The following is a 14096-nucleotide window of genomic DNA, read 5'->3' as shown; positions in this document are numbered from 1 at the left end:
TTGAAATGACAAGCGCGATTCATCGCTCAGAAGAAACGCGCGGGACGGCGCAGGCTCGCCGGCTGGTGCCGCGCGACGCGCGCGGCGCCCGACTGCACCTGCGTGCGGCGCATCGTTGCGCGCTTGTACCAGACGGGCGTCGCCGTCTTCCTCACCCGCCAGTTGCGGCGCTTCGCCGACGCGGCGACGACGCTGCGCCACGACGGCTCGCCGAACGGCGCAGCCGAACCGTCCGACGCGTCGACGGCCGCCGGATCGCCCGACGACACCGTCGAGTTCCACGCGGCGTTGAGATCGCGTTCGTGCTCGCGCAGGTTGTCGTGGATCGTGTTCTCGACGTTGCGCGCCGCCTGCTCGAAATCGGTCTTCATCGTGCGCAGCGCATCGAGCTCGATCTCGCGCGAGACTTCCGCCTTCACGTCGTTGATGTAGCGCTGCGCGCGCCCGAAGAGCGCGCCCGCCGTCCGCGCGACGCGCGGCAGCCGCTCGGGGCCGAGCACGACGAGCGCGACGACGCCGATCAGCGCCATCTTTGAAAGACCGAGATCGAGCATCGCGGCAGTCCGTCAGCGTGTCTTATGCTTTGTGCGAATCGGACGAGCGCGACGCGGCTTCCTTCGCGTCGACGTCGACCGATCCCGAGCGCGGCAACTGCTGCGCGTCGGCGGGGGTTTCGCTCTCCTTCATGCCATCCTTGAAACCCTTGACCGCACTGCCGAGATCATTGCCGATGTTGCGCAGTTTCTTCGTGCCGAACACCAGCGCGACGATCAGCAACACGATCAGCCAATGCCAAATACTCAATCCGCCCATGATGAAACTCTCCTAAACCTCGCCGGTCTCGCGGCGCAAATCGCCGGCCCCGCGCCGGCTTCGTTCGGATGACGGGCGGCGCCCGTCATCTCATCCCATCCGGCGCCACGGACGCGGCCCGGCCAGAATATGCGCGTGCAGGTGATAGACCTCCTGCCCGCCGCCCGGCCCGGTATTGATCACCGTCCGGAACCCGGTTTCGCCGCCCGTATACGCGCAGCCCAGCTGCTCGGCGAGCCGCGCGACGAGAACCATCATTCTACCAAGCAGCGGCGCGTCTTCCTCGGTGACGGCGGACAGCGTCGGCACGTGCTTGCGCGGAATGACGAGCACGTGCGTATCGGCTGCGGGCCGGATGTCCCTGAAAGCGACGAATTCGTCGTCCTCGTGCACCCTCGTGCTCGGAATCTCGCCCGCCGCGATCTTGCAGAACAGGCAGTTCGGGTCGTGACTCATCGTGTTCCCCGACGCGTCCCGCCAGGCGTCAGAACCATGCCTGCGGATCGAGCGTCTTGTTGTCGTTCAAGTACAGCCAGCCTTTGATGATACGGTACAGCGTCCAGATCCACACCGCACCCAGCACGACGAAGCCGATCCCGACAAACAGCAGCGCAAAGCCGATCAGATACGCGATCAGCGCGCGCCAGAAGGTGCGGATCTGCCATTCGAAATGAGCCTGATACGCGGTGCCGAGCGTATCGTCGCGCTTCACGTAGTTGATGATGATCGCGACGATGCCCGTGATGCCGCCCGTCAGCCAGTGAATCGCGTATAGCAGGTAGAGGATGTGCGTCAACGTGCGCAACGATTGCTGGCGTTCGCTCTCGGTCGCGTTCTGGTATGGCGGCGGAAATTGGTTCGGCGACTCTGACATGATGCTATTCCCCTTTGATGACAAATCTTGCGCGGCGTGCGGCCGCATCGGCTCATCCGCCGTTTTCTTCGCGCTCGCGGCGCTTGCGCAGCGCCTTTTCCTCGATGCCCGACAACCCTTCGCGGCGCTCGAGCTCGGCGATCACGTCGGCGGGGCTCAGGTCGAAGTGCGACAGCGCGACGAGGCAGTGGAACCACAGGTCCGCGACTTCGCCGACGAGCGCGGACGGCGCGCCGCCCTGGCGCACGTCCTTCGCGGCGAGCACTACTTCGGTCGCTTCCTCGCCAATCTTCTTCAGGACCGCGTCGTCGCCCTTGTGGAAGAGGCGCGACACGTACGATTGCTCGGGATCGCCGCCCTTGCGGCTGTCGATTACGGCGGCGAGGCGCAGCAGCGTGTCTTCGATCGTCGATTGCGTCATTTGTAGATGTGTTCGGGGTCTTTGAGCACCGGATCGACCGCGACCCATTCGCCGTCGTCGACGGTGCCCTCGAATTTCTGGAAAAAGCACGAGCGCCGGCCGGTGTGGCACGCGATGCCCTCGACCTGCTCGACTTTCAGCAGCACGACGTCCTCGTCGCAGTCGATCCGCACTTCGTGCACGTGCTGCACGTGGCCCGACTCCTCGCCCTTGAACCACAGGCGCTGCCGCGAGCGCGAGTAGTACACCGCGCGCTTCAATTCAATCGTCTTCGCCAACGCTTCGCGGTTCATCCACGCAAACATCAGCACGTCGTTCGTCGCCGCGTCCTGCGCGATCGCCGGCACGAGGCCGTTCGCGTCCCAGCGGACCTTGTCGAGCCAGTCGCCCGGCTTCATTGCTTCGCTCATCACAACCTCACCGGAATACCGCGCTCGGCCAAGAAGCGCTTCGCCTCGCCGACCGTATGCTCGCCGTAGTGGAAGATGCTCGCGGCCAACACCGCGTCCGCGCGGCCTTCGGTGATGCCCGCCGCGAGGTGCTCGAGCGAGCCGACGCCGCCCGACGCGATCACGGGCACGGACACCGCGTCCGACACCGCGCGCGTCAACGCGAGATCGAAGCCCGCCTTCGTGCCGTCGCGGTCCATGCTCGTGAGCAGGATCTCGCCCGCGCCGAGCTCGGCCACCTTGCGCGCCCATTCGACGGCATCGAGGCCCGTGCCCTTGCGGCCGCCGTGCGTGAAGACTTCCCAGCGCGGCGCCTCGCCTTCGCCCGACACGCGCTTCGCATCGATCGCGACGACGATGCACTGCGAGCCGTACTTGTCGGCCGCGTCGCGCACGAGCTGCGGATTCGCGACCGCTGACGAGTTCATGCCGACCTTGTCCGCGCCGGCGTTCAGGAGGCGCCGCACGTCCTCGACCGCGCGCACGCCGCCGCCCACCGTGAGCGGAATGAACACCTGCGACGCGACCGCCTCGATGATCGGCAGGATCAGGTCGCGGCCGTCCGACGTCGCGGTGATGTCGAGGAACGTGAGTTCGTCCGCGCCCTGCTCGTCATAACGCCGCGCGATCTCGACGGGATCGCCCGCGTCGCGCAGTTCGACGAAATTGACGCCCTTGACGACGCGCCCGGCGGTCACGTCGAGACAGGGGATGATGCGTTTAGCTAGAGCCATGATGTTGCGCGGCATGCCGCGGGTAATGCCGCCCGCACGGGGCGGGCGGCTTGGCGAAAAGGCGGAGTGCCGAGGCGGCGCGTCAGGCGTCGTCGAGCTCGCCGTTCAGTTCGTCCGCGCGTTTCTGCGCGGCGGCGAAATCGAGGTCGCCCGAGTAGATCGCCCGGCCGCAGATCACGCCTTCGACACCTTCGTCTTCCACTTTGCAGAGCTTCTCGATGTCGCCGATATTCGACAGGCCGCCGCTCGCGATCACCGGAATGCCGACCGCCTGCGCGAGCTTCACCGTCGCCTCGATGTTGATGCCTTGCAGCATCCCGTCGCGGCCGATGTCGGTATACACGATCGACTCGACGCCGTAGTCCTCGAACTTCCGCGCGAGATCGATCACTTCGTGGCCCGTGAGCTTGCTCCAGCCGTCAGTCGCGACCTTGCCGTCCTTCGCGTCGAGGCCGACGATGATGCTGCCCGCGAACGCACTGCACGCATCCTGCAGAAAGCCCGGGTCCTTCACCGCCGCCGTGCCGATGATCACGTACGACAGCCCGGCGTCCAGATACTTCTCGATCGTCTCGAGGCTGCGGATGCCGCCGCCCAGCTGCACCGGGATTTCGTTGCCGACCTCCCCGAGAATCGCCTCGATCGCCTCGAGATTCTTCGGTTTGCCGGCGAACGCGCCGTTCAGGTCGACGAGATGCAAACGCCGCGCGCCGAGATCGACCCATTTACGGGCCATCGCCGCAGGATCCTCGGAAAAAATCGTCGCCTGGTCCATATCGCCTTGTTTGAGGCGCACACACTGACCGTCTTTAAGATCGATGGCCGGAATCAGCAGCATAGCAATCGGGTGTTGTCAGGGAAAAATGAAGAGGTCAAGAGGCGCGCGCCGGCCCATCCGGCGCGGTGCCGTCTCGCTAGTTTAGTACAACTCTTTCTGCGTATCCGCTCGCAAGGCCCGTGCGGCGGGCGACTTGCGCACGCCGGATGCGGCTCTCGCGCCACGTTCAGGGGTTCCAATGGACAAAATTCCGGTATAGCCGCAACCCCACTTCCGCGCTCTTTTCCGGGTGAAATTGGGTCGCGAAGAGATTGTCGCGCGCAACCGCGGACGTGAAGATGTCGCCGTATTCGGTCTCGCCCGCAATGTGCGCCGGGTTGTCCGGCACCACGTAATAACTATGCACGAAATAGAAATACGCGTTGTCCGGCACCCCCTCCCACAGCGGGTGCGGCCGCGCCTGGCGCACGCGGTTCCAGCCCATCTGCGGCACCTTGAAACGCGAGCCGTCGTCCTGCAGCCGGCCTTCGAGCTCGAAGCGCAGCACCTTGCCCGGCAGCAGGCCGAGGCCCTTCGTGTCGCCTTCCGCGCTCCAGTCGAACAGCATCTGCTCGCCGACGCACACGCCGAGGAGCGGCTTCGCGCGCGACGCCTCGATCACCGCCTCCTGCAACCCGGACTCGCCGAGGCAGCGCATGCAGTCGGGCATCGCGCCCTGGCCCGGCAGCACGACGCGGTCCGCCGCGCGGATCGCCTCGGGCCGGTCGACGATCTTCACGTCGGCGGCGGGTTCCGCCTTCATGAGCGCCTGCGCGACCGAGCGCAGGTTGCCCATTCCATAATCCACAATCGCAATCGAAGTTTTCATGTCAGTGCAGGCAACAATGCCTTCAGTCCATCGACGATGAATTCCACCGCCAGCGCCGACAGCATCAATCCCATCAAACGCGTGACGATGTTGATGCCGGTGCGGCCGATCCAGTGCGCGATCGGCTCGGCGAGCCGCATCGCAATGAAACAGATGAGCGCGAGCGCCGCGCCGATCGCGACGAGCCCGAGCCGGTCGTACCAGTGCCGGGCGTTCGCCGCGTAGACGATCACCGTGCTGATCGAGCCCGGCCCCGTCAGGAGCGGAATCGCGAGCGGCACGACGGCGACGCTGTTCTTCGACTCCGCCTCGTCGCGCTCCTCGGGCGTCGAGCGCGTGTTGCCGATCTGCGCGTTCAGCATCGAGATCGCCATCAGCAGCATGATGATCCCGCCGCCGACCTCCAGCGAGCCCACCGTGATCCCGAAGAAATCGATGATCTGCTGGCCGAGCAGCGTCGTCACAGCGATCACGCAGAACACGGAGATCGCCGCGATGCGGATCGTGTGTCGCCGCTCGGTTTCCGTCTGCTGGGCCGTCAGGCTCAGGAAAAACGGCACCGCGCCGAGCGGATTGATCAGCGCGAGCAGGGAGATGAACGATTTGAGCAGATCCATCGCAAGCCGGCGCAGCCGCCGCGGCCAGTGGGGTCGTTTTCGCTCCGGCTGGGAATCAGAGGCTGCCCTTCGTCGACGGGATCTGCCCCGCCGCACGCTCGTCGAGCTCCACCGCCATCCGCAGCGCGCGGCCGAACGCCTTGAACACCGTCTCGAGCTGATGGTGCGCATTGACGCCGCGCAGGTTGTCGATATGAAGCGTCACGCCCGCATGATTGACGAAGCCGCGGAAGAATTCGATCGACAGATCGACGTCGAACGTGCCGATTCGCGCACGCGTGAACGGCACGTGGAATTCGAGGCCCGGACGCCCGGAGAAATCGATCACGACGCGCGACAGCGCCTCGTCGAGCGGCACGTACGAATGGCCGTAGCGGCGGATGCCCTTCTTGTCGCCGATCGCCTTCGCGACAGCCTGGCCGAGCGAGATGCCGACGTCCTCGACCGTATGGTGGTCGTCGATATGCGTGTCCCCATGCGCTTCGATGTCGAGATCGACGAGACCATGGCGCGCGATCTGGTCGAGCATATGGTCGAGGAACGGAACGCCGGTCGCGAGTTTTTGCTTGCCGGTGCCATCGAGGTCGATCTTCACACGGATCTGCGTTTCGCTGGTGTTGCGAACGACTTCCGCCACGCGCATGGTGATTCCTTGAATTGACTGGTGTAGATGGGGACGAGAAAGACGGCGCCCCGGGGTGGCCCGTCAGGGCAGCGCCAGCTTCAGTGCGGCCAGAAGACGCGCGTTTTCTTCGGGAGACCCAACCGTTACGCGCACGCAATTGGCGAGCAATGGGTGCATTTTACTCACGTTTTTGATCAAAACCCGCTCAGTCAAAAGTACGTCGAACACGGCGGCCGCATCCGGCACCCGCACGAGCAGAAAATTGCCGGCGCTCGGGAACACCGTCGCGCCCGGCAGCGCGCCGATCGCGTGCGCGAGCCCGGTGCGCGCGTCGCGCAACTGCGCGGCCTGCGCGTCGAGCACGTCGAGGCGCGCGAGCAGGAACTCGGCCGCCGCCTGCGTCAGCACGTTCACGTTGTACGGCGGGCGCACCTTGTCGAACTGCGCGAGCCACGCGGGCAGCCCGACGAGGTAGCCCAAGCGGATGCCGGCCAGGCCGAGCTTGGACATCGTGCGCATCACGACGACATTGTCGAACTCCGCCGCGCGCGGCAGCCAACTGCGCTGCGCGAACGGCTGGTACGCCTCGTCGATCACGACGAGGCTCGCCTCCGCGGCCGCAATGATCCGCTCGATGTCCTCGTCCGGATACAGCGTGCCCGTCGGGTTGTTCGGATAGGCGAGATAAACGAGCGCCGGACGGTGCTCGGCGATGGCCGCGAGCATCGCGTCGACGTCGAGTGTCAGGTCGGCCGCGAGCGGCACGCCGACGAACTCGAGCTGCGCGAACTTCGCCGACAGCTCGTACATCACGAAGCCCGGCACCGGCGCGAGCACCTTCGCGCCCGGCTTCGCGCACGCCATCGCGAGCATGCCGATGATCTCGTCCGAGCCGTTGCCGAGCAGCACGTCGCACGCGGCGGGCACGCCCATCGCCGCGCGCAGCTTGTCGATCAGCACGGCGGGACGCGGCGCCGGATAGCGGTTCAGCGCGACGTGCGCGAGCCGCTCGCCGAGCTCGGCCGCAAGCGGCGCAGGCAGCGAATACGGGTTCTCCATCGCGTCGAGCTTCACGAAGCCCGCCGCATCCGGCACCGGGTAGCTCGTCATCGCGAGCACGTCGCGGCGGATGATGTCTTCTGGCGTAGTCATGGTGGCAACGGCGCACGGCGCCGGCATAGTCCCGGCCCAAGCGCCTCGCGCGACGCATGCGTCGCGCGGGAGCCGCTTCGCGGGCGGTCTCGGGTTGTCGTCTTTTTGGCTGGTCTCGTCTCGCGCTTCCGACGCGCTGGGCCTACCTTTAGCCTTTCTGGCGGTCGCCCGCCCCCTTCATCCGGTACTCGGCGCTCTTCGCGTGCGCCTGCAATCCTTCCCCATAGGCGAGTTCGGACGCGATCTCGCCGAGCGTATGCGCGCCTTCGGCGCTCACTTCGATCAGGCTCGAGCGCTTGAAGAAATCGTAGACGCCGAGCGGCGATGAGAAGCGCGCGGTGCGCGACGTCGGCAGCACGTGGTTCGGGCCCGCGCAGTAATCGCCAAGGCTCTCGCTCGTGTAGCGGCCGAGGAAGATCGCGCCCGCGTGGCGGATCTGCTTGCCCCATTGCTGCGGCTCGAGCGCGGAGATTTCGAGGTGCTCGGGCGCGATGTCGTTCGCAATCTTGCACGCCTCGCTCATGTCGCGCACCTTGACGAGCGCACCGCGGCCTTCGAGCGACGCGCGGATCACATCCTGGCGCGGCATCGTCGGCAGCAGCTCGTCGATCGCCTTCTCGACGCGCTCGATGAACGCATCGTCCGGGCACAGCAGGATCGACTGCGCGAGCTCGTCGTGCTCGGCCTGCGAGAACAGGTCCATCGCGACCCACGACGGATCGGTCGTGCCGTCGCACAGCACGAGGATCTCGGACGGCCCGGCGATCATGTCGATGCCGACGGTGCCGAACACGCGGCGCTTCGCCGACGCGACGTACGCGTTACCCGGGCCGCAGATCTTGTCGACGGCAGGCACTGTCGCCGTGCCGTACGCGAGCGCGGCCACCGCCTGCGCGCCGCCGATCGTGAACACGCGGTCGACGCCGCCGAGGAACGCGGCGGCGAGCACGAGGTCGTTCTTCACGCCGTCCGGCGTCGGCACGACCATCACGATCTCGCCGACGCCCGCGACGCGCGCGGGAATCGCGTTCATCAGCACCGACGACGGATACGCCGCCTTGCCGCCCGGCACGTACAGGCCGACGCGGTCGAGCGGCGTCACCTTCTGGCCGAGCACGGTGCCGTCGGATTCCGTGTACTGCCAGCTGTGGCTGCCGCACTCGATCTTCTGCTTCTCGTGGTAGCCGCGCACGCGCGCGGCCGCCGCCTCCAGCGCCGCGCGGCGCTTCGGCTCGAGGCTTTCGAGCGCCGCCGCCAGCGCGCCCTGCGGCAGCTCGAGCGCCGCGACGCTCTCTGCGTTCAGCCGGTCGAAGCGGTTCGTGTAGTCGAGCACCGCGGCGTCGCCGCGCGCCCTCACGTCCGCGAGGATCTGCGCGACCGAGCGCTCGATCGCGTCATCTTCGCTCGCCTCGAACGCGAGCACCGCGCGCAATTCGGCCGCGAATCCTTCGCTTGCCGAATCGAGTTTGCGAATCTTGATAGCCATGCTGTCATCCGTTCCGGTAATGCGCCGAAAACCGCGAGGGTCAGGCTCCGCTCCGCTGCGACGCGCGTTCGAACGCGTCGAGGAACGGCTTCAGCGCGGCGCGCTTCAGTTTCAGCGCGGCCTGGTTCACGACGAGGCGCGACGAGATCGGCATGATCTCCTCGACCTCGACCAGATTGTTCGCCTTCAGCGTGCCGCCAGAACTGACAAGGTCGACGATCGCGTCGGCCAGGCCCACGAGCGGCGCAAGCTCCATCGAGCCGTACAGCTTGATCAGGTCGACATGCACGCCCTTCGCGGCGAAGTGCTCGCGGGCGGTCTCGACGTACTTCGTCGCGACGCGCAGCCGCGCGCCCTGGCGCACCGCGTTCGCGTAGTCGAAGCCCGCCGGCACGGCAACCGACATCCGGCAGCATGCGATGTTCAGATCGATCGGCTGATACAGCCCGCCGCCGCCGTGCTCGAGCAGCACGTCCTTGCCGGCGACGCCGAAATCGGCCGCGCCATACTCGACGTAGGTCGGCACGTCGGTCGCACGCACGACGATCACGCGCAGGTTCGGGTCGGTGGTCGGCAGGATCAGCTTGCGCGACGTCTCCGGATCCTCGGCGACCGTCACGCCCGCCGCCGCGAGAAGCGGCACGGTTTCCTCGAAGATACGCCCTTTCGACAGCGCCAGCGTCAGCGGTGCGGTCATGCTTCGCTCCCTGAAATGCGGCGCACGTTCGCGCCGACGGCCGTCAGCTTCGCTTCCATCCGGTCGTAGCCGCGGTCCAAATGATAGATGCGGTCGACGAGCGTCTCGCCTTCCGCGCAAAGGCCGGCGATCACGAGGCTCGCCGATGCGCGCAGGTCGGTCGCCATCACGCTCGCGCCGGACAGCTTGGGCACGCCCGTGACGAGCGCCGTGTTGCCGTCGACCGCGATGCTCGCGCCGAGGCGGTTCAGCTCCTGCACGTGCATGAAGCGGTTCTCGAAGATCGTCTCGATCACCTGCGCGGAGCCGTCCGCGACCGCATTCAGCGCCATGAACTGCGCCTGCATGTCGGTCGGGAACGCCGGGTATTCCGACGTGCGGATCGCAACCGCGCCGGGGCGGCGGTCCATCTTCACGCGCAGCCGGTCGCCGCCTTCTTCGATCGTCACGCCCGCTTCGCGCAGCTTGTCGATCACCGCGTCGAGGATCTGCGCGCGCATGCCGGTCAGCGTCACGTCGCCGCCCGCCGCCGCGACCGCGCACAGAAACGTGCCCGCCTCGATCCGGTCCGGGATCACCGAGTGCGTCGCGCCGTGCAGCCTGTCGACACCCTGGATCACGAGCCGGTCGGTGCCGATCCCGTCGATCCTCGCGCCCATCGCGACGAGCAGGTGCGCGAGATCCGACACTTCGGGCTCGCGCGCGGCGTTCTCGATCACCGTCTCGCCGTCCGCGAGCGTCGCCGCCATCAGCAGGTTCTCGGTGCCCGTCACCGTGATCATGTCGGTGACGATCCGCGCGCCCTTCAGGCGCTTCGCGCGCGCCTCGATGTAGCCGTGCTCGATGTGGATCTCAGCGCCCATCGCCTGCAGGCCCTTGATGTGCTGGTCGACGGGCCGCGCGCCGATCGCGCAGCCGCCCGGCAGCGACACCTTCGCATAGCCGAAGCGCGCAAGCAGCGGGCCGAGCACGAGGATCGACGCGCGCATCGTCTTCACGAGTTCGTACGGCGCGACCGGATTGTCGACACGCGACGCGTCGAGCACGACGCGCGCGCCGTCCGTCTCTTCGCGCATGCCCATCTGGTCGAGCAGCCTGAGCGTCGTCCGCACGTCCTTCAGGTTCGGCACGTTGTCGAGATGGACCGGCTCGGCGGTCAAGAGACCCGCGCAGAGGATCGGCAGCGCGGCGTTCTTCGCGCCCGACACGGCGATCTCGCCCGCCAAGCGGCGGCCGCCCTCGATCACGAGCTTGTCCGTTGCATGCGCGTGCGCATCCCGATTGCCGGCCGGGGTTGCCGTGGCGACGCGCTCGACGGCGTCGTGTTCGTTGACGGTGACTTGCACTGGCTGTTTCCGGTTATACGTTCTGCCATTCGGCGGGCGTCAGCGTCTTCATGCTGAGCGCGTGGATTTCCTGCTTCATGCGGTCGCCGAGCGCCGCATAGACGAGCTGATGCCGTTGGATCGGCCGCTTGCCCTCGAATGCGGGCGAGACGATCGTCGCGAAGAAATGCTGGCCGTCGCCTTCGACTTCCAGATGAGTGCAGGCAAGGCCCGCCTCGATGTATTGCTTGACCAGTTCGGGAGTCGGCAACATGAAATGTGCTCCTGTCAGTACGCGCCGGGCCGCCCGACGCGAATCGACGTGCGCCCACGGGCGGCGGCGAACGCAGCGAGCGGCAGTCGTTTCATATCAATGACGCAGTTTGTAGCCGGTGGCGAGGAGCCGCATCGCGATCAACGCGAGCAGCACGAAGAACCCGGCGACGACCGCGAGGCTGGCGAGCGGATCCACGTCGGCGACGCCGAAGAACCCGTAGCGGAAGCCGTCGATCATGTAGAAAAACGGATTGAGCCGCGACACCTCGCGCCACACGGGCGGCAGCGAGTGCGTCGAATAGAACACGCCCGACAGGAACGTGAGCGGCATGATGAGGAAGTTCTGGAACGCGGCGAGCTGATCGAACTTCTCGGCCCAGATCCCCGCGATCAAGCCGAGCGTGCCGAGGATCGCCGAGCCGAACAGCGCGAACGCGAGGATGTAGAACGGCGCGGCGAAGCTCATCGGAATGAACCAGACCGTGACGATGAACACGCCCGCGCCGACCGCGAGCCCGCGCACGACGGACGCGAGCACGTACGCGCCGAAGATGTCCGCGTGCGACAGCGGCGGCAGCAGCATGAACACGAGGTTGCCCGTGATCTTCGACTGGATCAGCGACGACGAGCTGTTCGCGAACGCGTTCTGCAGCACGCTCATCATCACGAGGCCGGGCACGAGGAAGCTCACGTACGCGACGCCCGGATACACCTCGACGCGGCCCGTGAGCGCGTGGCCGAAGATCGTCAGATAGAGGAGCGCCGTGACGACGGGCGCGAGCACCGTCTGGAACGACACCTTCCAGAACCGCAGAATTTCCTTGTAGAACAGCGTGCGAAACCCGCTCATGCCAACCCCTCGATCACATCGGCGCCGTTCATCACTTGCACGAACACATCCTCCAGATCGGCCTTGCGGATCTCGATCTCGTCGAAGCCGCAGCCGGCCGCGCGGCACAGCGACAGGATTCGCTCGACCTCGTCGTAATCGGTGAGCCGCAGCAGATGCTCGGGCGCGGCAGCCGGCGCGGGCTCGGCTTCGAGCGCGCGCAGCTCGGCGGGCAGCGCGCCGTGCGACAGCCGCACGAACAGTTGCAGCCCCGAGAAGCGCTGCAGCAGCGCGCGCGTGCGGTCGAGCGCGACGACTTCGCCGCGCCTGAGCATCGCGATGCGGTCGCAGAGCGATTCCGCCTCTTCGAGGTAGTGGGTCGTCAGCACGATCGTGTGGCCCTCGCGGTTCAGCCGCGAGATGAACTTCCACAGCGTCTGGCGCAGCTCGACGTCGACGCCCGCCGTCGGCTCGTCGAGCACGATCACGGGCGGCCGGTGCACGAGCGCCTGCGCGACGAGCACGCGCCGCTTCATCCCGCCCGACAGCGCACGCATGTTCGCGTCGGCCTTTTCGGTGAGATCGAGGTTCGCCATCACTTCGTCGATCCAGTCGTCGTTGCGGTGAAGTCCGAAATAGCCGGACTGGATCCGCAGCGTCTCGCGAACCGTGAAGAACGGATCGAACACCAGTTCCTGCGGAACAACGCCGAGCGCGCGCCGCGCCGCCCGAAAATCCTTGACGACGTCGTGGCCGCGCACGGTGACGGTGCCTTCGTCGGCGCGCGCGAGGCCGGCGAGAATGCTGATGAGTGTGGTCTTGCCTGCGCCGTTCGGGCCGAGCAGACCGAAAAACTCGCCTTCCTCGACCGACAGGCTGACGCCCTTGAGCGCCTGAAGCGACTTGTAGCGCTTCTTGACGTGACGGATTTCTATGGCTGACATGACTGAGCGCGGCACAATGGCCGCGACGCCTTCTTTATGCTCAATGCAAATGGGGGAAATGGGGACTGTTCGGCAGTCCCGCAAAATGGTTGATTATAGGGCAAACCGGCGAGGCCGGCCGGCGCGGGGAACCCGGAGCCGGAACCCTGAAGCGCAAGCCCGTTGACGGCGTGAACAGGCGATAGGCCCGCGGGCGGCGTGGCAGCCGGCGGCGGGCCCGGACGCGAGCGTCAATGTCGCGCGGAGAGAAGCGCGTCGATGCCGTACGCCTGCGCGAGACTCGCAAGCTTCGGCGGCAGATTGAGGATGTCGAGCGTCACGCCGCGCGCACGCGCGGCGCGCTGCCATGCGAGCAGCACTGCGAGCGCCGACGAGTCGAATTGCGCGAGCGCCCCGCAATCGACGGTCGTCGCGCCCGCATCGATGCGTGCAAGCCCCTCCGCGAGCGCGGCCGTCGCGCTCGCGTGGGTCAGCGTAGCACCGGAGTCGAAGCGGCTCACGATGCCTGCTTGCCCGACGCAAGCTGCTGGTTGCGCTCGGTCAGGAACTGGATCAGACCGTCGACGCCGCTTTGCTGGATCTTCTCGCTGAACTGCTGCTGGTACGTCTGGATCAGCCATGCGCCCAGCACGTTCAGGTCATACACGCGCCAGCCCTGCGCCGTCTTGTACAGGCGATAGTCGATCTGCACCGGCTGGCCATTGTTCATCGCAACCGTGCGCACGACGACGTCGGTCGCATCCGCATCGGCGCGGAACGGCGGGTACTGGATCTGCTGATCCGGCTTCAGCTGAGCGAGCGCGCCCGAATACGTGCGGATCAGCAGTTGCTTGAACTGCTCGATCACCTGCTGCTGCTGCGCGGGCGTCGCGGTGCGCCAGTTGCGGCCCATCGCGAGCTGCGTCGTGCGGCGGAAATCGGTGTACGGCAGGATGTCCTTGTTGACGATCGTGATGATGCGGGCGGTATCGCCCTGCTTGATCGTCTGCGCGCGCACTTCGTCGAGCACCTGCTGCGTCGCGGACTTGATGAGCGCCTGCGGATTCGACTGGTCGACTTCCGCGTGCGCGGTTGCCGCGCCGAACGAGAACAGCGCAGCAAAGACGGGGATCAGAAACAGTTTCTTCATAGGTATGACCTGCTTATGTGAGTCGATGCCAATCTTGGAACCGTCGATGGCGGCGCAAGTTCGCGCCGGCCGCCGTCAG

At 66.5% G+C, this 14096-nt stretch carries 20 protein-coding genes; all 20 read right to left on the bottom strand.

Annotated elements, in window-relative coordinates:
• Positions 1-26: 26 nt before the first annotated feature.
• The 20 genes from tatB to WS69_RS18920 all read right to left on the bottom strand — a co-directional run bounded on the left by tatB (position 27) and on the right by WS69_RS18920 (position 14017).
• On the bottom strand, positions 27-554 hold the full coding sequence (gene tatB, locus WS69_RS19015; protein WP_059472240.1) for a Sec-independent protein translocase protein TatB: 528 nt from the start codon (positions 552-554) through the stop codon (positions 27-29).
• A gap of 22 nt (positions 555-576) precedes the next feature.
• Positions 577-813 carry a Sec-independent protein translocase subunit TatA gene (tatA, locus tag WS69_RS19010; RefSeq protein WP_059472239.1) on the bottom strand — a complete coding sequence of 79 codons (237 nt, stop codon included), beginning with the start codon at positions 811-813 and terminating at the stop codon, positions 577-579.
• 90 nt (positions 814-903) lie between these two features.
• Complete coding sequence (locus WS69_RS19005) at positions 904-1269, bottom strand: histidine triad nucleotide-binding protein (RefSeq protein ID WP_010106855.1); 366 nt, start codon at positions 1267-1269, stop codon at positions 904-906.
• A gap of 28 nt (positions 1270-1297) precedes the next feature.
• On the bottom strand, positions 1298-1687 hold the full coding sequence (locus WS69_RS19000) for a DUF4870 family protein (protein ID WP_059472238.1): 390 nt from the start codon (positions 1685-1687) through the stop codon (positions 1298-1300).
• Positions 1688-1739: 52 nt separating this feature from the next.
• Positions 1740-2108, bottom strand: coding sequence for a phosphoribosyl-ATP diphosphatase (locus WS69_RS18995; RefSeq protein WP_059472237.1), 369 nt, complete (start codon positions 2106-2108; stop codon positions 1740-1742).
• Positions 2105-2518, bottom strand: coding sequence for a phosphoribosyl-AMP cyclohydrolase (gene hisI / locus WS69_RS18990; protein ID WP_059472236.1), 414 nt, complete (start codon positions 2516-2518; stop codon positions 2105-2107). The genes WS69_RS18995 and hisI overlap by 4 nt, the downstream gene beginning before the upstream one ends.
• Positions 2518-3291: an imidazole glycerol phosphate synthase subunit HisF gene (gene hisF, locus WS69_RS18985; protein WP_059472259.1), complete on the bottom strand. Its 774-nt coding sequence runs from the start codon at positions 3289-3291 to the stop codon at positions 2518-2520. Before hisF ends, hisI begins: the two co-directional genes overlap by 1 nt.
• 82 nt (positions 3292-3373) lie before the next feature.
• On the bottom strand, positions 3374-4129 hold the full coding sequence (gene hisA / locus WS69_RS18980; protein WP_059472235.1) for a 1-(5-phosphoribosyl)-5-[(5-phosphoribosylamino)methylideneamino]imidazole-4-carboxamide isomerase: 756 nt from the start codon (positions 4127-4129) through the stop codon (positions 3374-3376).
• A gap of 166 nt (positions 4130-4295) precedes the next feature.
• A complete protein-coding gene (gene hisH / locus WS69_RS18975) occupies positions 4296-4937 on the bottom strand; it encodes an imidazole glycerol phosphate synthase subunit HisH (protein WP_059472234.1) in 642 nt (213 codons plus the stop codon).
• Positions 4934-5554 carry a YchE family NAAT transporter gene (locus WS69_RS18970; protein WP_059472233.1) on the bottom strand — a complete coding sequence of 207 codons (621 nt, stop codon included), beginning with the start codon at positions 5552-5554 and terminating at the stop codon, positions 4934-4936. The genes hisH and WS69_RS18970 overlap by 4 nt, the downstream gene beginning before the upstream one ends.
• A gap of 55 nt (positions 5555-5609) precedes the next feature.
• On the bottom strand, positions 5610-6197 hold the full coding sequence (gene hisB / locus WS69_RS18965) for an imidazoleglycerol-phosphate dehydratase HisB (protein WP_059472232.1): 588 nt from the start codon (positions 6195-6197) through the stop codon (positions 5610-5612).
• A gap of 63 nt (positions 6198-6260) precedes the next feature.
• Positions 6261-7331 carry a histidinol-phosphate transaminase gene (hisC, locus tag WS69_RS18960; RefSeq protein WP_059472231.1) on the bottom strand — a complete coding sequence of 357 codons (1071 nt, stop codon included), beginning with the start codon at positions 7329-7331 and terminating at the stop codon, positions 6261-6263.
• Between the two features lie 148 nt (positions 7332-7479).
• On the bottom strand, positions 7480-8817 hold the full coding sequence (gene hisD / locus WS69_RS18955; protein ID WP_059472230.1) for a histidinol dehydrogenase: 1338 nt from the start codon (positions 8815-8817) through the stop codon (positions 7480-7482).
• Positions 8818-8857: 40 nt separating this feature from the next.
• On the bottom strand, positions 8858-9514 hold the full coding sequence (hisG, locus tag WS69_RS18950; protein ID WP_059472229.1) for an ATP phosphoribosyltransferase: 657 nt from the start codon (positions 9512-9514) through the stop codon (positions 8858-8860).
• The gene (gene murA / locus WS69_RS18945) at positions 9511-10860 is read right to left on the bottom strand and encodes a UDP-N-acetylglucosamine 1-carboxyvinyltransferase (protein WP_059472228.1); all 1350 of its coding nucleotides are present in this window, start codon (positions 10858-10860) and stop codon (positions 9511-9513) included. The genes hisG and murA overlap by 4 nt, the downstream gene beginning before the upstream one ends.
• Positions 10861-10873: 13 nt before the next feature.
• Positions 10874-11113: a BolA family protein gene (locus tag WS69_RS18940; protein WP_059472227.1), complete on the bottom strand. Its 240-nt coding sequence runs from the start codon at positions 11111-11113 to the stop codon at positions 10874-10876.
• A gap of 96 nt (positions 11114-11209) precedes the next feature.
• A complete protein-coding gene (locus tag WS69_RS18935) occupies positions 11210-11965 on the bottom strand; it encodes an ABC transporter permease (RefSeq protein WP_059472226.1) in 756 nt (251 codons plus the stop codon).
• Positions 11962-12888 (bottom strand): ABC transporter ATP-binding protein, encoded by a 927-nt coding sequence (locus WS69_RS18930; protein WP_059472225.1) that lies wholly within the window; start codon positions 12886-12888, stop codon positions 11962-11964. Before WS69_RS18930 ends, WS69_RS18935 begins: the two co-directional genes overlap by 4 nt.
• A gap of 230 nt (positions 12889-13118) precedes the next feature.
• Entirely contained in the window at positions 13119-13388 is a 270-nt protein-coding gene (locus WS69_RS18925) for an STAS domain-containing protein (protein ID WP_059472224.1), read from the bottom strand.
• Positions 13385-14017 carry an MlaC/ttg2D family ABC transporter substrate-binding protein gene (locus WS69_RS18920; RefSeq protein WP_059472223.1) on the bottom strand — a complete coding sequence of 211 codons (633 nt, stop codon included), beginning with the start codon at positions 14015-14017 and terminating at the stop codon, positions 13385-13387. The genes WS69_RS18925 and WS69_RS18920 overlap by 4 nt, the downstream gene beginning before the upstream one ends.
• Positions 14018-14096: the final 79 nt, after the last annotated feature.

Source organism: Burkholderia sp. BDU5 (genome assembly GCF_001522845.1).
GTDB classification, from domain to species: domain Bacteria; phylum Pseudomonadota; class Gammaproteobacteria; order Burkholderiales; family Burkholderiaceae; genus Burkholderia; species Burkholderia mayonis.
Note: the sequence above shows the minus strand (reverse complement) of the source record. Positions and strands in the feature narration are given on the sequence as shown.